Genomic DNA, 17,458 nt, shown 5'->3' on the forward strand with positions numbered 1-17,458 from the left:
TCCAGTGGACGATACTGGGATTGAACCAGTGACCTCTTCCGTGTCAGGGAAGCGCTCTCCCGCTGAGCTAATCGTCCTTGGAGGTGGAGACGGGATTTGAACCCGTGTAGACGGCTTTGCAGGCCGTTGCCTCGCCTCTCGGCCACTCCACCAGGAGCTGCGGGGGTTCTCGGGAAGATCCCCCACTTCGAGCGGACGACGAGATTCGAACTCGCGACCCTCACCTTGGCAAGGTGATGCTCTACCAACTGAGCCACGTCCGCCTGTCGTTTCCGGCCCGCTCTCGCGTCCCGGCGACGTGTTGAACTCTAGCGGATTCCCGGGCCAGCACAAAAACGCGTTTCCGCAGCGTGCTGAGCTGTGTTCACGGCGGGTTCACCACCGGGTGCGGCTCGCAGCCGTGGGGGACCGCCCCGGAGCAGGGCCGCAGCGGCAGCCACCGGCCCGCCATAGACTCACAGCCGTGCACGACCTCGCTCCTCTGGCCCGCTTCGGCGGCCTCGTCGCAACCGACCTCAGGGACGTCACGAGTGACCCCGAGGCCCTCGACTCCTCCGGCTTCTGGGCCGTCTCGGCCGACTTCGAGGGCCGCCTCACCTGCGCCCGTTTCGGAGACGTGCGCCCGGCGCCGGTTCCCGCGCCGGATCCGGAGGCCTGGCGCGGGCCCGAGGCCGGGGACTGGACGTCGTCGCTGGACCGGGCCGCGTACACGGCGGGCGTACGCCGGATCCGTGAGTACATCGCCGTCGGCGAGGTCTACCAGGCGAACCTGTGCCGGGTCCTGTCCGCGCCCCTGCCCGACCCGGACGCCGCCGACGTCGACGCGCTGACCGCGTTGCTGGCGCGCGGTAACCCGGCCCCGTACGCAGGAACGATCCGGCTGCCCGCGCACGGCGTGGAGATCGCCACCGCGTCGCCCGAGCTCTATCTCCGCCGCGAGGGCCGCAGGGTCGAGTCCGGACCGATCAAGGGCACCGGCCGAACGGCCGCCGATCTGCTCGACAAGGACCATGCCGAGAACGTGATGATCGTGGACCTGGTCCGCAACGACCTGGGGAGGGTCTGCGCCACCGGGTCGGTGACGGTACCCGCCCTCTGCTCCGTCGAGGCCCACCCGGGGCTGGTCCATCTGGTGTCTACCGTGCGCGGCGAGCTCGCCCCCGAGGCGGGCTGGCCCGAGCTGCTGGACGCCACCTTCCCGCCCGGTTCGGTCACCGGCGCCCCCAAGTCGAGCGCCCTGCGGATCATCGAGGCGCTGGAGACGGCGCCGCGCGGGCCGTACTGCGGAGGCATCGGCTGGGTCGACGCCGACCGCGGTACCGGCGAGCTGGCGGTCGGGATACGCACCTTCTGGATCGACCGGGCCCAGGGTGTCCTGCGCTTCGGCACCGGCGCCGGCATCACCTGGGGCTCCGACCCCGAGCGCGAGTGGGAGGAGACCGAGCTCAAGGCATCCCGGCTGCTCGCGGTAGCGTCGGGAACGTACGCGCAGAGTGGGAGGACCGCGTCATGAGGATCTGGGTCAACGGCGGACTGCGGGACGCAGACACCGCGGTGGTGTCCGTGTTCGACCACGGGCTGACCGTGGGCGACGGCATCTTCGAGACCGTGAAGGCGACCGAGGGCCGCACCTTCGCGCTCACCCAACACCTCGACCGGCTCACCCGCTCGGCCCGCGGCCTCGGCCTGCCCGACCCGGACCACGACGAGGTACGCCGCGCCTGCGAGGCCGTCCTCGACGCCAACCCCGTGGCGCTCGGCCGGCTCCGCATCACGTACACCGGCGGGCTCTCGCCGCTCGGCTCCGACCGCGGTGACAAGGGCTCCACCCTCGTCGTCGCCGTCGCCGAGGCCAGGCGCCGCCCCGACACCACCGCCGTGATCACCGTCCCGTGGACGCGCAACGAGCGCGGCGCGGTGGCCGGGCTCAAGACCACCTCGTACGCCGAGAACGTCGTCGCCCTCGCCCGCGCCCATGAGCAGGGCGCCTCCGAGGCGCTCTTCGCCAACACGGTGGGTCGGCTCTGCGAGGGCACCGGCTCCAACGTCTTCGTCGTCCTCGACGGCCAGCTGTACACCCCGCCGCTCTCCTCGGGCTGCCTCGCCGGGATCACCCGTGCGCTGACGGTGGCCTGGACCGGGGCGCTGGAGGCGGACCTGCCGATGGACGCGCTGGACCGGGCCGAGGAGGTCTTCCTGACGTCCACCACGCGCGATGTCCAGGCCGTGCACCGCGTCGACGCCCGTGCGCTGCCCTCCGCGCCCGGTCCGCTGACGGCCAAGGCCATGCGGATCTTCGAGGAGCATGCCGCCGCCGACCCCGATCCGCAGGCCCCGTGAGCCGGTAACCTCGCAAAACCTGGTGACGGGCAGCCGTGGGACAGGTAGAACACCCCTGATGACCACGACCCTGCGGCCGTCCGGGCCGCTTCAGCGGAGCGAGGGCGGTGCCCGTTCGCGTACGTACGACGTATGCGTGAACAGCAGGCCCGTCGGAACGATCGAGCTCGCCACCCATCCCGGGCTCGGCGCGTCGGCGGGCGTCGTGCGGTCCCTGCGGATCGACGAGCCCGACCGGCGGCGCGGGCGGGGTACGGTCGCGGCACTCGCAGCGGAGGAGGTGCTGCGCGGCTGGGGCTGTACGCAGATCCTCACCTCCGTGCCGGCGGAGAACGCCGCGGCGCTGCGCCTGACCACCGCGCTCGGCTACACGGAGCGCGGCCGGAACATGCTCAAGGAGCTGCCGGACGGGCCGCCGCCCCGGCTGCCCGACGGGGTCGAGGGGCGGCCCATGACCGAGGGCGAGTTCCAGGATTGGCTGGCCACCGCGGTCGACAGCTACACGCGTGAATGGGCCACCCGCGGGGTGCCCCACGACGAGGCCCGCGCCAAGTCCGAGGCCGACCACCGCGATCTTCTCCCCGACGGCCTCGCGACCCGCGGCGCCTGGATCGACGTCCTGGTCGCGGACGCGGACGGCACGGTCGTCGGGCACGTCTGGCTCGCCGAGCGCGAGGTCCGTCCGGGGGAGCGGGGCGCGTACGTGTACGACGTCGAGGTCGGGGAGCCGTACCGGGGCCGGGGGTACGGGCGGGCGCTCATGCTCCTCGCGGAACGGGTCGCGCGTGCGGAGGCGGGGGCGTCGCTGCTCGGGCTGCACGTCTTCGCGGGGAACGCGCCGGCACTCGGGCTGTACGAGTCGCTCGGTTACCGGACGTCTCAGATCCACTACTACAAGCAGATGCTGTAGGGGACCGGACGGACACGCGTGCCGCCGGCACCTCGCGACCCGCCGGCCCCCGCGCTACGCGTCCGGCGACCCCGTCGCGAGGAGGCGGTCGGCGATCTCCTCGACGCGCTCGCGCAGGCCCTCCTGGCTCTTGCCGCCGTCGAGACGCTCACCGCCGATCACGTACGTCGGCGTGCCCGTCACCCCGATCGCCTTGCCCTCGGCCTGGTCGGCGTCGACGATCAGGATGTGGCGGCCGTCGACGAGGGCGGTGTCGAACTCCTCCGCGTCCAGGCCGAGTTCGCGCGCGGCCTCCACGAGGAACGGTTCGCCCTCGCGGTCCAGCTCCTCGGCCCGGTGGAGCACGGCCTCCACGTACGCCCAGCCCCGGCCCTGCACGATGGCCTCCTCGGCGGCCTGCGCGGCGGCGAAGGAGTGTTTGTGCTTCTCCAGGGGGAAGTGGCGGAGCCGCAGCTCGAGCCGGTCGCCGTAGCGTTCGCGCAGTGCGCCCAGATCGGTGAGGGCGGAGCGGCAGTCGGGGCACTGCAGCTCGCACCACACGTCCAGGACGAGGGGCTCGGAGGGGGAGGTGTCGCTCATGGACCCAGTCTCCCAGCCGCGCGCGGGCCGGCCCAACCGGGACCTGGGGAGGAGCCGTGTCCCGGAGATCTCCCTGAGGTACGCGCGGACCGTGGCCGGTAGGGGCCGGGGCGGTGCAGGATGGAAGGGACGTTCCCACCCGTACAGGCCTTGTGGAGGACCGGATGCTTGCCGAGACCATTTGTTCCGCGGTGTCCGCGGCCGGGCTGGGCATCGCCGCGGTCACGGCGTACCGGAGGCGGTTCAAGACCGCGACCCGCATCGTCGCGTATGCGCTCGTGCCGCTCGGCCTGGTGCTGACGGGTGCTGTCGAGTGGATCGCCTCGACGGCCTTCAGCCCGGCGGCCTGGGTGGGCGTCGGCGTGCTCGGGCTCGCGTGGGTGCTCTTCATGACGACCCGCGCGGTGGAGCGCCGCTCGCTCGGCAGGGCCGCCAAGGGCGGCGCGCGCCAGGGGGCGATCGCCCCGTCGGCCTCCGCCCCGGCGTCCGGCTCGGCCCCGGCCGTCGGCAAGGCGTCCCGGCCCGCGGCCCCGCCGAAGGGGAAGCCGCGCACCGCCGGCCAGGACGACGACTTCAGCGACATCGAGGCGATCCTGAAGAAGCACGGCATCTGACCGGCAGGCGCCGGAACCCGCGCCGGCTGCGACTCCTGCCGCCAACATCCACATCAGTGCGACGAGTTGACGCGCCCGCGGCACCCGTCGGGCGCCCCGGGGCGGTCGGCACCACGGATGTGATGAACTCGCCGCATCGGAAGGCGTGTTGTTCGATCATCGCGGGGCGCGCTGCGACATCATCGCCCCGAGATGCTGGATACCTCCCGGGGCCAGACCCCCGCCCCCGCCGACGAGCCGCGTGGTTGTCTCTTCGCGCTCTCTCAGCCGCCCCTGATGATCTTTCTCGCGGTGATCGGCTGTCTGCTGCTCATCGCCTCGGTCCACGACCTGTTTCTGCTGTGAGCCCTGCCGGGCGCACGACGACCGTCAGCCGGCGGCCGCTTCCTTGCGGCGCGCACGGTACGCGGCGACGTGCAGACGGTTGCCGCAGGTGCGGCTGTCGCAGTAGCGGCGGGAGCGATTGCGCGAGAGGTCGACGAAGGCGCGCCCGCAGTCCGGCGCCTCGCAGCGGCGCAGCCGCTCCTGCTCTCCCGCGACGAGGATGAAGGCCAGCGCCATGCCGCAGTCGGCGGCGAGGTGGTCGGCGACGGATGCGCCGGGCGCGAAGTAGTGGACATGCCAGTCGTAGCCGTCGTGGTCGGTCAGCTGCGGGGTGGTGCCCGCGGCGGCGACGAGCTGGTTGATCAGCTCGGCCGCGGTGCGGGGGTCCTTCGCCGCGAAGACCCCCGCGAAGCGGGCCCGCACCTCGCGTACGGCGTCGAGATCGGCCTCGCCCAGCTCACCCACGCCGCTGACGTTGTGGCTTCGTACGAATTCGTACAGCGACGAGACGTCCCTGAGCTCATCGCCCTCTGCCTGCTCCGGCGCGGTGTTCACCAGATCGACGACGGTGTCGAGCGCGATGCGGGTGTCGTGGGGGATCAGCACGATTCGCTCCCTGGCCTGCTGCGGGCGGGCGTCGCCCACCGAATTGCGCTGACTCTAGCGTCTCGCTCACGAACGCGACGGCGCCGTCACTGCGGGGTGATCCGCAGTGACAGCGCCGCCGTATGCCGTATGCCGTATGTGGTTGTCCGCGCGGCGCCGTCTCCCCGAGTCGGACGGCGCCGGGCAGCCCTCGGTCTGGCTCAGCTTTCGGCCAGGATGTGCGAGAGCTCCGTGTCGAGATCGAAGTGACGATGCTCGGTGCCCGGTGGCACCGCGGCATCGGTCCGCTTCAGGAAGGACTCGAGGGCCCGTGCCGGGGCCTCGAGCAGGGCTTCGCCCTCCGGGGAGCTCAGCGCGATGCAGACGACGCCCTGGCCATGACTGCGCGACGGCCAGACTCTGACGTCGCCGGTGCCGGTGGGCCGGTGCAGCCCCTCGGCGAGGAGATCGCGGGCGAACACCCACTCGACCGTCTCCTCGGCTCCGGTATGGAAGGTGGCGTGCACGGCATAAGGATCGGCCGTGTCATACCGCAGGCCCGCGGGTACAGGCAGTGAGGACTCGCTCGATACAACGAGGCGCAGGTGCAGCTCGCAGCTGACCGTGGTGTTCATAAGCGCCAGGGCCTTTCGCTCAGTGTGCGCTCGGGGATTCGCACGTCGGCGAAATCGACATGCCACCTACGGTGCCGTTGTAAACCCCTCTGTCTGTTTTGTGATCCTTGAGGTACCCCGTACGGAGGAGCCGGACCTACGACTGTGCGGTCATGCCGGAGAGGCCTCCCGTCAGGTACTTTGGGGATCATGAATGCGGAGAGTGACGAGCGGGAGAACGCGGCCGCGGCGTCGGCCGCGGAACCCGCCACGGGGGACGTGACCGCGGGTGCGAGCGAGGACGAGGCGGCGCAGGAGCGACCGCTCGGATCCCGGGCGCCCGAGTTCGTGAAAGCGCGCAGGACGCTGCACCTCAGCTGGCAGGTCGGCGTGTTCGTCGTCGGACTCGCCGTCGTGGTGGCCGGCGTGATCATGCTGCCGCTGCCAGGGCCCGGCTGGCTGGTGATCTTCGGTGGCATGGCGATCTGGGCCACCGAGTTCGTCTGGGCGCAGCTCGTGCTGCGCTGGACGAAGCGGAAGGTGACCGAGGCCGCACAGCGGGCGCTCGACCCGAAGGTGCGCCGGCGCAACATCATCCTCACCACGGTGGGCCTGGTGATCATGGGCGTACTGATCGGGATCTACATCTGGAAGTTCGGCATCGTGATGCCTTGGAAGATCGACGAGTGACGCCGCGGTGATGGCCCTGCCGGTCGTCGCAGCGACGGCCCGATGGTCAAGGAGCGCCGCTGACATGCGGTAATGTTTGCGGTGCACCGGGCGATTAGCTCAGTGGGAGAGCGCTTCGTTCACACCGAAGAGGTCACTGGTTCGAACCCAGTATCGCCCACCACCCGGACCGAAGGCCCCGGAGACCGAGTCTCCGGGGCCTTCGGCATTTCACCCGTTCGGCCCATCGGTGCGGCCCCGCCCACCGCCTCCGGACATCACCGCATCCGGCTCAGGGTCTCCCGGAGTCTGCGGGCGTCGCGCAGGCGCTGCTCGTACGTCGCGCCGACCGCGAGGAGCAGCAGTCCGGCGAGGGCGGGCGGCAGCCAGCGCGGCAGCGCGCCGACGACCTGGACCACATACGGGGCGAGCTCGTGCAGGGCGTCCAGCGTCAGGGTCAGACCGCCCAGCACCAGCAGGGCCTGCAGCCGCAGCCGGGCGCCGGCCAGCGTGACCGCGAGCGCGGCAGCACCGAGGAGCAGCGGACGCAGCCAGTGCGCGTCCCACCAGGCCGCGAGCAGGCTCGGTACGAGGGTCGCGGCCAGGCCGGGACCGTATGCGACCCACGACGAGGCCTCCGGGTCCTTGCGCCGCCGCAGCAGGCCGACGGCGAGCGCCGGAACGGTCACCGGGAGGGTGTACGCCTCCGGCGCGGACACCTCCGAGGCCGCGAGGCGGACCCAGGTGGCCGCCACGAACAGCACCGCCGCGGCGTACCCGGCGGCGGGGCGCCGCTCGGCCCGTACCGCCGTGCCCGCCGCGACGACGCCCGCGAGGGCCAGCACAAGCGCGAGCGTGGGGGCGTGCGGCACCGCCAGACCGATCGCGACCAGTGCCGCGGCGGCACCGGTGAGCTCGACGGGCAGCGCGACCGGGTGGTTGCGCAGCCGCGCCCCGAGCAGTGCGGCGGCGGCGGGTACGGCGAGGAGTGCGAGGGCCACGTGGTGTGCGGGCAGCCCGGCGGCCGCGGCCGTGGCCCCGACCTGACCGGCCGTCCACACGACCGTGGTGCATGCCAGAACGGCCTGGACGGCGCCCCGTGCCATGAGCGCCGCCGCGACCGTCGCGACGGCCAGCACACCGAGCACGGCGAACGTAGCGGGCCGTGTGGTCAGCCCCATCAGCGCGACGCTCAGCCCGCCGGCCAGGCCGCAGACGAGCGCGGTGACGGCCGTGGCGTCCGGGCCGGCACGCCCTGTTCCGGCCGCGTCGGCTCCGGTCCCGGGGGTGTCGCCTTCCACCGGCTCCCGGTTCGGGACGCCGGCCCGGAGTGCCGCCCGGGCCAGCGCCGCCGACACCACCGCGAGCTCCACGGCCGACGTGGCCGCGTACGGCAGGGACAGGGCCGCGGGCACGGTGAACGCGGCGCTCCAGGCGAGGACGAGCGCGGCGCAGGACATCGCGGTACGGGGGAGCGCGACGGCCGGGAGCAGGCGGGGCGCCGCCCACAGGCTCGCGGCCACCACGGCCAGGACCAGCGGGGCGGTGCCCATGTCCGGCAGAAGCGGGGTGAGGTCGCGGGCGCCGGACCAGACGTCGTCGACGACCGCCACCGGCGCCGACAGCGCGGTCGCCGCGTACGGCAGGGCCCAGGCGGCCGAGGCACCGTGGACCACGGCCGACGCGAGACCGAGGCCGGTCAGCATGGGGCGCGGTGCCCGGATCCGTACGACCGGAAGTAGCGCGACGGCGCACAGCAGATACGCGGGCACGCCCCACTCGTCCGGCACCGCCGCGCGGAGCACGCCGCCGACACCCGCGATCACGGCCAGGCCCGCCACGACGGCCGTCGCCACCACGGCCGGCCCCGTCGCGGGCGATGTGCGCGTCGCGGTCTGCTGCCCGCTCGGCGGCTCCTGCGGCGATGCCGCCGGCGCACGCCAGGCCGCGACCAGCGCGAGACCGGCGGCCGCGAGGAGCAGGACGCCCGGCTCCACGGCCTCCGCCGCTGTCCCTGCCGTCACCGAGAGCCAGAGCCCGGTCAGCAGCGACCAGCCACCGGTCACCACCGCGCCCGCGACCGCGAGACCCCGGACTGCCGCCGGCTTCGCGGTGAGCGCGATCGCGACGTCGATCGCGGCGGTGGTCAGCGTCGCCCACGCGATCGTCCAGGCGCTCGCATCCGCCGCCAGCGCCCAGAGCGGCAGCGGCAGTTGTACGGTCACCACGGCCACCGGCAGCGGTATGCGCAACGTGCGCAGCGCCAGCCCGTACGCCGCCCACAACGCGGCCAGCACGCCGGAGGCGACGGCCGCGTACGCCACGGCGTGCGTGTGCGGCAGGGCCGCGCGGCGCAGGGCGTACGCATCCAGGACCATCAGGACCAGGCCGAGCGCCGCCACCGATTCGGCGGTCGACGTGAGCCCGCGCCGCAGCAGCAGGACCGGTGTGGCGAGAGCCGCCACCGTCACCGCGCCGAGCACCAGGGACCGTCCGCCGATGCCCATATGACCCCAGCTGACCAGGGTGAAGGCGATCGCGGCGATGGTCAGCAGGATCCCGCCGAGGGTGAGCAGCACATTCTGCGCGCTCGGCGGCGAGGTCTCGGCGGTGGGGCGCGAAGGCCACACAGGGCCCCCGGGACGGGCCGGCCCCCAGGGCGCGGCCGTGGCCGCGGACTTCGGCTGCTGCTGCGCCTGCAGTGACTGCAGCGTCTGCACCAGCCATGCCCTGCGGGTGAGCAACTGGGCGCGTCGCGCGTCGAGTTGGGCCAGCTCACCGTCGAGGAGCCGCAGTTCCTCGGCGGGCGGCAGTACATTCTCCATGCGGAGCAGTGTGGTGTGCGACACAAGACTCCGATATGCGCGCGGATACTCAGGCGGATACTCAGATCACGCGTGAGTACGCCCTTCGCGGCGCAGACTCCGGACATGGACTGGCACCACTACCGCTTCCGCAGCATCTGGGAACTGCCCGCCCTGCCTCGCCTCGTCTACGCCGTTCTGGAACGAGCCGAGGACTATCCCCGCTGGTGGCCGCAGGTCCGCGAGGTCATCCCCATCGACGACCGCAGCGGCACCGCCCGCTTCCGCTCCGTCCTGCCCTACGACCTCGTCGTCACCCTCCATGAGCGCCTGCGGGACCCCGACGCCGGGATTCTGGAGGTGGAGCTGTCCGGCGACCTGGTCGGCAGGGCCCGCTGGACGCTGGTGCCGCGCATCGGCGGAGGCACCCGCGCCCGCTACGACCAGGAGGTGGAGGTGCGGCGCAGGCTGATGCGGCTGCTGGCCGTGCCGGGCCGGCCGGCCTTCCGGGCCAATCACGCGTTGATGATGCGGGCCGGGCGGCGGGGGCTCACCGCGTATCTGCGGGGAGCCCCGAAGGGAGTTTGAAGGAAACCCGCCGGTACCTGTATGGTTCAGTGCGTTCCCGGGCGATTAGCTCAGTGGGAGAGCGCTTCGTTCACACCGAAGAGGTCACTGGTTCGAACCCAGTATCGCCCACCGGGAGAGGCCGGTCCGTCAGTCGACGGACCGGCCTCGATCTATTTCCGGGCCCGCATGGTCGGGGTGGCCGGGACGGTGGGTGTGCCGCGCGCGGCTGCGTGAGCTGTACCCATGGGACGGCAGGGCGGATTCGCCACGCTCCGGGCCCCGGCAGGGCGTAGACCAATCACCCGGGTATGCGCACCTTTCTGACCGGCCGACAGAGCGGCCGTGTCCGGGGCGAGTTGTGGGCCCTGTGCGCGCTCTTGACGGGGACACGACGCTTCGCTTCAATCCGCCTGATAGGTCCAGACCAATCGTGGCGCCGCGACAGGTCCGCCGAACCGTCCCCCACCCCTCATCGGGAGGTCACGTGCGTTCCAGACAACGGCTCTTGGCCGGCCTCAGCGCGGCGCTGCTGGCCGCGGCCGCCGCCATCGCCCTGCCCGGCTCGGCCCAGGCCGCCAATCTGCTCACCGATCCGGGCTTCGAGTCCGGGTCCCTGTCCGGCTGGTCCTGCACCGGCGGCCTGGGCTCGGTCGTCGGCAGCCCCGTCCACAGCGGTACGAAGGCACTGGCCGGAGCGGCGAGCGCCAGTGACAACGCCAAGTGCACCCAGACCGTCGCCGTCCGGCCCAACACCGCCTACACGCTCTCCGCCTGGGTGCGCGGCAGCTACGTGCACCTCGGCGTGACCGGCGGCGCCTCCACCTGGACACCGTCCGCATCCGCGTACACCCAGCTCACCGTCGGCTTCACCACCGGCGCCGCACAGACCAGCGCCGAGGTCTACCTCCACGGCTGGTACGGCCAAGGCACCTACAACGCCGACGACATCAGCCTCGACGGCCCCGGCGGCCCCGGCGGTGACACCCAGGCGCCCACCACGCCCGCCGGCCTGCGCTCCACCGGCAAGTCGTCCTCCAGCGTCTCGCTCGCCTGGAACGCGGCGACCGACAACGTCGGCGTCACCGGCTACGACGTCTACCGGGGCTCCACCCTCGCCACCACCGTGACCGGCACCAGCGCCACCGTCACCGGCCTCGCCGCGAACACCCCGTACAGCTTCACCGTCCGCGCCCGCGACGCGGCCGGCAACACCTCCCCGGCATCGACCGCCGTGAGCGTCACCACCGACCCGGGCGGTGGCGGCGGTGGCTTCAAGCAGGCCGCTCCGTATCTCTACCTCGGGTGGGGCGACCCGCCGAGCGCCCCGTCCGTGATGAGCGCCACCGGCATCAAGTGGTTCACGATGGCGTTCATCCTGTCGTCCGGGGGCTGCAACCCCGCATGGGACGGCACCCGGCCGCTCACCGGCGGCACCGACCAGTCGACCATCAACGCCATCCGCGCCGCGGGTGGCGACATCGTCCCGTCCATCGGCGGCTGGAGCGGCAACAAGCTCGGACCCAACTGCGCGACACCGGAAGCGCTCGCCGGCGCCTACCAGCAGGTGATCAACGCGTACGGGCTCAAGGCCATCGACGTCGACATCGAGAACAGCGACGAGTTCGAGAACGAGGCCGTCCAGGACCGCATCCTCAACGCCCTGAAGATCGTCAAGCAGAACAACCCGGGCCTGAAGACCATCATCACCTTCGGCACCTCCACCACCGGCCCGACCTGGTGGGGCAACCGGCTCATCGAGCGCGCCCAGGCGCTCCAGGCGAACATCGACGTCTTCACGATCATGCCGTTCGACTTCGGCGGCGGCGCCGACATGTACGGCAACACCGTGAACGCGGCAGAAGGGCTGAAGACCAAGCTGAAGAGCACCTTCGGCTGGGACGACGCCACCGCCTACGCCCACATCGGCATCTCGGGCATGAACGGCCTCAGCGACCAGCAGGAGCTGACCAGCCCGGCGACCTGGACCCAGATCAAGGACTGGGCCAACTCCCGTCACATCGCGCGGCTGGCCTTCTGGTCGGTCAACCGTGACCGGCCCTGCCCGGGCGGCGGAGTGGTCAGCAACTGCTCCGGAATCAGCCAGAGCAACTGGCAGTTCACGTCCATCACCGCCGGATTCACCGGCTAGGTCCCGTGGTCCTGTCCGGTCGGCCGGCGCGGCAATCGGGCCTGCCCGGCCGGACAGGCCGAGTCCACAGTCGTACGGGTGCCCCGAAGCGGCGGGGCGCCCGTACTCACGCCGCCCGTGCCGGGAGCTCCGGCCGCAGCGGCCACGCGGGATCCACCGACTCCTCGGTGCCGTTCCGGGCGAACCACGCCTGCAGGCCCCGCGCCTGCGCCGCGTGCCACACCGCCTGCAGCGTGTGCAGCTCCGGCGGCGAGAGCCGCTCCAGCCGGGCCGTGAAACGCCGCCCCACCGCCCGTACGACCTCCAGCGCGGCGGTCGCGTCCGCAGCGGCGTCATGCGCCCCGTCCAGCGCGACCCCGTACTGCTCGCACAGATCCGTGAGGGTGCGCCGGCCCTTCCGGTAACGGTCCAGATGCTTGTCGAGGACGCGCGGGTCCAGGACGCACATCGGCACATGCTCCAGATACTGCGCCAGCGACGAGGCCCGGTGGCGGCGCAGTTCGCGGTCCAGCAGGGTCAGGTCGAACGGCGCGTTCATGATGACGAGCGGCCTGCCGGCCGCGCACTGTTCGGCCAGAGCCCGGCCTATCTCCTCCATCACCGGCGCGGGCCAGCGGCCGTTGTGCTGCAGATGCTCGTCGGTCAGCCCATGGACGGCCGTGGCCTCCGCAGGGACCGGTATGCCCGGATTGACCAGCCAGCTGGTGACGCGCGGGCGACTTCCCGCCGAATCCTGGACGACCAGTGCGGCGGACACGATCCGGTCCGCCTCGACGTCCACGCCTGTTGTCTCCGTGTCAAATGCCGCCAGGGGTCCCTCATACCAGAGTGTCATCCCCGAACTCCTTGCCCATGCCTGGCAGATGGCGTGATCCCCCTGCCCGAATCGGTGATACCCGGACTGTTTGCGCAGTACGCAGGCGGGTGACAACACAGATGACGGGGCGCGAGATTGACGGCCCGTCGCGGGGATCATCGATCGGCACAGCCCGGAAGGCAGACGGAGCCATGGCGCTCGCGCAGCCCGAACCGGGTGCGCTGCCCGAGCGGACCGTACCGCTGCGCGGAGCACTCGCCACCACCGCCTGCATGGAGACCCTCCAGGTGGGGTATCTCCACGCAGTGGCGGCCGCCGCGGGCTGCTCGCTGTCCCAGCCGTTCCCGGACAACGGGATCGACTGGCACGTCAGCCACAGCGCTCCCGGACACACCGTCGACGACGAAGTCACCATCAAGGTGCAGCTCAAGGCGACCTACCAGATTCCGCCGCACCCACCGGGTCCGGCGTTCTCCTTCATCCTCGACAACGAACACCTGGTGAAGCTGGCCCGGACACCCGTGTCGGTGCACAAGATCCTCGTCGTGATGATCGTGCCGAGGACCCAGGACGAATGGCTCCGGGCCAGCCACGACCGGCTCGACCTGCGGCACTGCTGCTACTGGACCAACCTGGCCGGCCACCCGGTGACGGGCCGGCGCAGGACGACCGTGCGGATCCCGACCGCGCGCGTCTTCGACGACCGGGCGCTCTGCGAGATCATGACCCGGGTCGGGACGGGAGGGAGACCGTGATGCACCGCCCGATCGACGAGCCCGTACCGCCGTACGCAGGCTCCTCCCACCCGCTTCCTCACCCCCATCCCCTGCCGCTTCCGCTCCCGGACGACGTGCCCGCGCCCTGGTACGGGAGCGACGGGCCCGATCCCGCGCACGTCGACCCCGTCGTGCTGGGGGCGCTCCTCGACCGGCACGGGTGGCGACGGCGCGGGGGAGCGGCCGGGCGGTACGCCCGCTGGACCCCACCCGGTCCGGCCGCCGGGCGCACGAGCCTGCTCGTCCCGGAGAGCCGGGCCTTCCCGGACAGCGAGGACCTGCTGAGCGAGGCGCTGACCGCGCTCGCCCGGTCGGCCGCGCCATCCGCCCGTGAAGTGCTCGTCGGGCTCGCCGTGCCCAGTGACGAGATCCGCTGGTGGCGGGACGTGCCCCAGGGTCCGTCGGGCGCGGCGGCCTGGACCGTGCAGGAACAGCTGCGCTCGGCCGCCCGGCAGATGCTGCTCGCGGGCGCGCTCGCCGCGCGGGGGCGGGCCGGGTACTACGGGGCGCGACACCGGCGGCAGGCGCTGGCGGCGCTGGCGGGCATCCTGGTCGGCCCGGCACCGGGCGGGCGCGGGCTCACCGCGTTCGTACCCGTGGAGACCGGCCGGTCCGTCGCCGTCAGACTGCACCACGCGCTGCACGCCACCCGCGAGGCCGTCGACTACCAGCGGGCCACCGGCGGGATGGAGGCCTTCGACACCGCGGTCGAGGCCGGGGTCAGCCGCGAGCTGACCGAGGCCGTCGTGGCCCTGGTGCGCGGCGCCGAGGGTGCGCGGATCGCCCTCGCCTGGTCACCGGCGGCCGGGGTGCCGGAGGGCTGCGCGGCGCGCCCGGAGCCCGTCGAGTTCTCCCCGGGCGACCTGCCCGCCCTCCGTGAGGCCGGGGCCCGCTATCTCCGCGAGGAGCCGTCCGTACCCGTCCGCATCACCGGCGCGGTGGTACGGATGCGGCGCTCCGGCACGCGCGGCGAAGGAACCGTACGGCTGCGCGTCCTGGCAGGCGCCGAGGTGCCGCACGTCCGCGCGGTCCTCGACGAGGAGTCCTACCGGATCGCGGGCCACGCCCACCTGGTGGGCGTTCCGATCCGCGTCATCGGCCGCCTCGAAAGCCGCGGGGGCTTCCGGCGCCTGACCGACGCCACCGGGGTCGTCCCGGTGCAGGTCGACGAGGCGGAGCGGGACCGGCTGATGAAGTCCCTCCACGAGAACCTCGACTTCTTCGAGGAGGCCTGTGGCGGCGACTGACGGGACGACGGGACCGCCGGCCGGTGGTCCGGCGCCCGCGGCGGGCCTTCTCCTTGTCTCGCACCGCACCTTGTCCCGCACCGCACCGCCCCGCCCCTTCCCGAACCGGGGCAAGCCCTCAGCCCCCGGCACCGGGCTCCGCCCTCGAACCCTCGTGCCGCGGCAGGGCTCCCCTGAGGGCGGTCACCGGGGGCTGCTCGGCGGTGCCGGGGCAGCCGTTCCGGTCGTCCGGCGTTCGAGGGCGGTCACCCGGGCCGACCGGACGGTACCGGGCTCAGGCCCGGGGCCAGGAGGGCCTGCCCTCACGCGGCGGGGCCGCACTTCGACCCGGCCCGGGAAGGGACGAAGTGCGGGAAGCCCGCCGCAGGCGCCCGCTTTCGCGGGCGGGCCGTGCGGCTCGGTAGCATGACGTATTGCGTGCGTCATACGACAGCGTGCGCATCCCCATCAGGCAGGAGAGACCGGTGTCAGACGTCCGTGTGATCATCCAACGCGATTCCGAGCGGGAAGAGCGCGTGGTGACGACGGGCACTACGGCAGCCGAGCTCTTCGCCGGTGAGCGCACCGTCGTCGCCGCACGTGTCGGCGGCGAGCTGAAGGATCTCGCGTACGAGGTCAAGGACGGCGAGGCGGTCGAGCCCGTCGAGATCTCCTCCGATGACGGCCTCAACATCCTGCGCCACTCCACCGCGCACGTCATGGCCCAGGCCGTGCAGGAGCTCTTCCCCGAGGCCAAGCTCGGCATCGGGCCCCCGGTCAAGGACGGGTTCTACTACGACTTCGACGTCGAGAAGCCGTTCACCCCCGAGGATCTCAAGGCCGTCGAGAAGAAGATGCAGGAGATCCAGAAGCGCGGCCAGCGCTTCTCGCGGCGCGTCGTCACCGACGAGGCCGCCCGCGAGGAGCTCGCGGACGAGCCTTACAAGCTGGAGCTGATCGGGATCAAGGGCTCGGCGTCGCACGACGACGGCGCCGACGTCGAGGTGGGCGGCGGCGAGCTGACCATCTACGACAACCTGGACGCGAAGACCGGCGAGCTGTGCTGGAAGGACCTCTGCCGCGGTCCCCACCTGCCCACGACCCGCAACATCCCGGCGTTCAAGCTCATGCGCAACGCCGCCGCGTACTGGCGGGGCAGCGAGAAGAACCCGATGCTGCAGCGCATCTACGGCACCGCCTGGCCCTCCAAGGAGGAGCTGAAGGCGCACCTGGACTTCCTCGCCGAGGCCGAGAAGCGCGACCACCGCAAGCTGGGCAACGAGCTGGACCTGTTCTCCTTCCCGGACGAGGTCGGCTCCGGCCTCGCGGTCTTCCACCCCAAGGGCGGCGTCATCCGCCGGGTCATGGAGGACTACTCGCGCAAGCGCCACGAGGAGCACGGCTACGAGTTCGTGTACTCGCCGCACGCGACCAAGGGCAAGCTGTTCGAGAAGTCGGGCCACCTGGACTGGTACGCCGAGGGCATGTACCCGCCCATGCAGCTCGACGAGGGCGTGGACTACTACCTCAAGCCCATGAACTGCCCGATGCACAACCTGATCTTCGATGCGCGCGGGCGTTCCTACCGTGAACTGCCGCTGCGTCTCTTCGAGTTCGGCACGGTGTACCGGTACGAGAAGTCGGGCGTCGTGCACGGCCTGACCCGTGCCCGCGGCTTCACCCAGGACGACGCGCACATCTACTGCACCAAGGAGCAGATGGCGGAGGAGCTGGACTCCACCCTGACCTTCGTCCTCGACCTGCTGCGGGACTACGGCCTGACCGACTTCTACCTGGAGCTGTCGACCAAGGACCCGGACAAGTTCGTCGGCTCCGACGAGGTCTGGGAGGAGGCCACCGAGGTGCTGCGTCAGGTGGCCGAGAAGCAGGGCCTCCCGCTCACCCCGGACCCCGGCGGCGCGGCCTTCTACGGCCCGAAGATCTCCGTCCAGGCGAAGGACGCGATCGGCCGCACCTGGCAGATGTCGACGGTCCAGCTCGACTTCAACCTGCCGGAGCGCTTCAACCTGGAGTACACCGGCCCCGACGGCACCAAGCAGCGTCCGGTCATGATCCACCGCGCGCTGTTCGGCTCCATCGAGCGCTTCTTCGCGGTGCTCCTCGAGCACTACGCGGGCGCGTTCCCGGCCTGGCTGGCGCCCGTCCAGGCGCTGGGCATCCCGATCGGTGACGCCCACGTCCCGTATCTGCAGGAGTTCGCCGCCAAGGCGAGGAAGCAGGGGCTGCGCGTCGAGGTGGACGCCTCATCGGACCGGATGCAGAAGAAGATCCGCAACGCCCAGAAGCAGAAGGTGCCCTTCATGGTCATCGCGGGCGACGAGGACATGGAGAACGGTGCGGTCTCCTTCCGCTACCGCGACGGCTCGCAGGAGAACGGCATCCCGGTCGACGAGGCCATCGCCAAGATCGTGAAGATCGTCGAGGACCGCGTGCAGGTCTGATCGCTCGCCGCAGCCGGCC

General features: G+C 72.0%; 16 protein-coding genes and 5 tRNA genes. 13 read left to right on the plus strand and 8 right to left on the minus strand.

Annotation, left to right across the window (positions count from 1 at the left end; all coding sequences use genetic code 11):
- Nucleotides 1-5 precede the first annotated feature (5 nt).
- From ACWCP0_RS15205 to ACWCP0_RS15215, 3 genes are all read right to left on the minus strand, one after another.
- A tRNA-Val gene (locus ACWCP0_RS15205) sits at nt 6-77 on the minus strand.
- Between the two features lies 1 nt (nt 78).
- A tRNA-Cys gene (locus ACWCP0_RS15210) sits at nt 79-152 on the minus strand.
- Between the two features lie 38 nt (nt 153-190).
- A tRNA-Gly gene (locus ACWCP0_RS15215) sits at nt 191-263 on the minus strand.
- A 200-nt stretch (nt 264-463) separates the two neighbouring features.
- Here ACWCP0_RS15215 and ACWCP0_RS15220 point away from each other — a divergent pair.
- Genes ACWCP0_RS15220 through ACWCP0_RS15230 form a run of 3 tightly spaced genes read left to right on the plus strand, consistent with a single transcriptional unit; the run spans nt 464 to nt 3,250 of the window.
- Nucleotides 464-1,513 carry a chorismate-binding protein gene (locus ACWCP0_RS15220; protein ID WP_451079265.1) on the plus strand — a complete coding sequence of 350 codons (1,050 nt, stop codon included), beginning with the start codon at nt 464-466 and terminating at the stop codon, nt 1,511-1,513.
- The gene (locus ACWCP0_RS15225) at nt 1,510-2,340 is read left to right on the plus strand and encodes an aminotransferase class IV (RefSeq protein WP_451079266.1); all 831 of its coding nucleotides are present in this window, start codon (nt 1,510-1,512) and stop codon (nt 2,338-2,340) included. Before ACWCP0_RS15220 ends, ACWCP0_RS15225 begins: the two co-directional genes overlap by 4 nt.
- Before the next feature lie 58 nt (nt 2,341-2,398).
- Nucleotides 2,399-3,250: a GNAT family N-acetyltransferase gene (locus ACWCP0_RS15230; protein WP_451079267.1), complete on the plus strand. Its 852-nt coding sequence runs from the start codon at nt 2,399-2,401 to the stop codon at nt 3,248-3,250.
- A 54-nt stretch (nt 3,251-3,304) separates the two neighbouring features.
- On the opposite strand, the gene ACWCP0_RS15235 is transcribed toward ACWCP0_RS15230, so the two are convergent.
- On the minus strand, nt 3,305-3,829 hold the full coding sequence (locus tag ACWCP0_RS15235) for a DsbA family protein (protein ID WP_451079268.1): 525 nt from the start codon (nt 3,827-3,829) through the stop codon (nt 3,305-3,307).
- Nucleotides 3,830-3,993: 164 nt separating this feature from the next.
- Here ACWCP0_RS15235 and ACWCP0_RS15240 point away from each other — a divergent pair, with 164 nt between their 5' ends.
- Both ACWCP0_RS15240 and ACWCP0_RS15245 read left to right on the plus strand, forming a co-directional pair.
- Complete coding sequence (locus ACWCP0_RS15240; protein WP_451079269.1) at nt 3,994-4,443, plus strand: hypothetical protein; 450 nt, start codon at nt 3,994-3,996, stop codon at nt 4,441-4,443.
- 192 nt (nt 4,444-4,635) lie between these two features.
- The gene (locus tag ACWCP0_RS15245) at nt 4,636-4,788 is read left to right on the plus strand and encodes a hypothetical protein (RefSeq protein ID WP_351224145.1); all 153 of its coding nucleotides are present in this window, start codon (nt 4,636-4,638) and stop codon (nt 4,786-4,788) included.
- A 24-nt stretch (nt 4,789-4,812) separates the two neighbouring features.
- On the opposite strand, the gene ACWCP0_RS15250 is transcribed toward ACWCP0_RS15245, so the two are convergent.
- Together ACWCP0_RS15250 and ACWCP0_RS15255 are read right to left on the minus strand one after the other, a co-directional pair.
- Nucleotides 4,813-5,373 (minus strand): CGNR zinc finger domain-containing protein, encoded by a 561-nt coding sequence (locus tag ACWCP0_RS15250; protein WP_451079270.1) that lies wholly within the window; start codon nt 5,371-5,373, stop codon nt 4,813-4,815.
- Nucleotides 5,374-5,573: 200 nt separating this feature from the next.
- Entirely contained in the window at nt 5,574-5,987 is a 414-nt protein-coding gene (locus ACWCP0_RS15255) for an SsgA family sporulation/cell division regulator (protein WP_003959770.1), read from the minus strand.
- Nucleotides 5,988-6,176: 189 nt separating this feature from the next.
- On the opposite strand from ACWCP0_RS15255, the gene ACWCP0_RS15260 reads away from it, so the two are divergent.
- Nucleotides 6,177-6,656 carry a TIGR02611 family protein gene (locus ACWCP0_RS15260; RefSeq protein WP_451079271.1) on the plus strand — a complete coding sequence of 160 codons (480 nt, stop codon included), beginning with the start codon at nt 6,177-6,179 and terminating at the stop codon, nt 6,654-6,656.
- Between the two features lie 88 nt (nt 6,657-6,744).
- Nucleotides 6,745-6,819, plus strand: a tRNA-Val gene (locus tag ACWCP0_RS15265).
- 94 nt (nt 6,820-6,913) lie between these two features.
- Here the strand turns inward: ACWCP0_RS15265 and ACWCP0_RS15270 are convergent.
- Nucleotides 6,914-9,460: an SCO7613 C-terminal domain-containing membrane protein gene (locus tag ACWCP0_RS15270; protein WP_451079272.1), complete on the minus strand. Its 2,547-nt coding sequence runs from the start codon at nt 9,458-9,460 to the stop codon at nt 6,914-6,916.
- Nucleotides 9,461-9,565: 105 nt separating this feature from the next.
- Here ACWCP0_RS15270 and ACWCP0_RS15275 point away from each other — a divergent pair, with 105 nt between their 5' ends.
- The 3 genes from ACWCP0_RS15275 to ACWCP0_RS15285 all read left to right on the plus strand — a co-directional run bounded on the left by ACWCP0_RS15275 (nt 9,566) and on the right by ACWCP0_RS15285 (nt 12,158).
- The gene (locus tag ACWCP0_RS15275) at nt 9,566-10,027 is read left to right on the plus strand and encodes an SRPBCC family protein (RefSeq protein WP_451079355.1); all 462 of its coding nucleotides are present in this window, start codon (nt 9,566-9,568) and stop codon (nt 10,025-10,027) included.
- Between the two features lie 39 nt (nt 10,028-10,066).
- Nucleotides 10,067-10,138, plus strand: a tRNA-Val gene (locus tag ACWCP0_RS15280).
- 355 nt (nt 10,139-10,493) lie between these two features.
- A complete protein-coding gene (locus tag ACWCP0_RS15285; protein ID WP_451079273.1) occupies nt 10,494-12,158 on the plus strand; it encodes a carbohydrate binding domain-containing protein in 1,665 nt (554 codons plus the stop codon).
- A 106-nt stretch (nt 12,159-12,264) separates the two neighbouring features.
- On the opposite strand, the gene ACWCP0_RS15290 is transcribed toward ACWCP0_RS15285, so the two are convergent.
- A complete protein-coding gene (locus ACWCP0_RS15290) occupies nt 12,265-12,993 on the minus strand; it encodes an exonuclease domain-containing protein (RefSeq protein ID WP_451079274.1) in 729 nt (242 codons plus the stop codon).
- Between the two features lie 173 nt (nt 12,994-13,166).
- On the opposite strand from ACWCP0_RS15290, the gene ACWCP0_RS15295 reads away from it, so the two are divergent.
- From ACWCP0_RS15295 to thrS, 3 genes are all read left to right on the plus strand, one after another.
- The gene (locus ACWCP0_RS15295) at nt 13,167-13,730 is read left to right on the plus strand and encodes a DUF4365 domain-containing protein (protein ID WP_451079275.1); all 564 of its coding nucleotides are present in this window, start codon (nt 13,167-13,169) and stop codon (nt 13,728-13,730) included.
- Nucleotides 13,730-14,998, plus strand: a complete 1,269-nt coding sequence (locus tag ACWCP0_RS15300) for a hypothetical protein (RefSeq protein ID WP_451079276.1) — start codon at nt 13,730-13,732, stop codon at nt 14,996-14,998. Before ACWCP0_RS15295 ends, ACWCP0_RS15300 begins: the two co-directional genes overlap by 1 nt.
- Before the next feature lie 464 nt (nt 14,999-15,462).
- On the plus strand, nt 15,463-17,439 hold the full coding sequence (thrS, locus tag ACWCP0_RS15305) for a threonine--tRNA ligase (protein WP_451079277.1): 1,977 nt from the start codon (nt 15,463-15,465) through the stop codon (nt 17,437-17,439).
- Nucleotides 17,440-17,458 lie beyond the last annotated feature (19 nt).

The organism is Streptomyces sp. NPDC001970, from assembly GCF_053594115.1.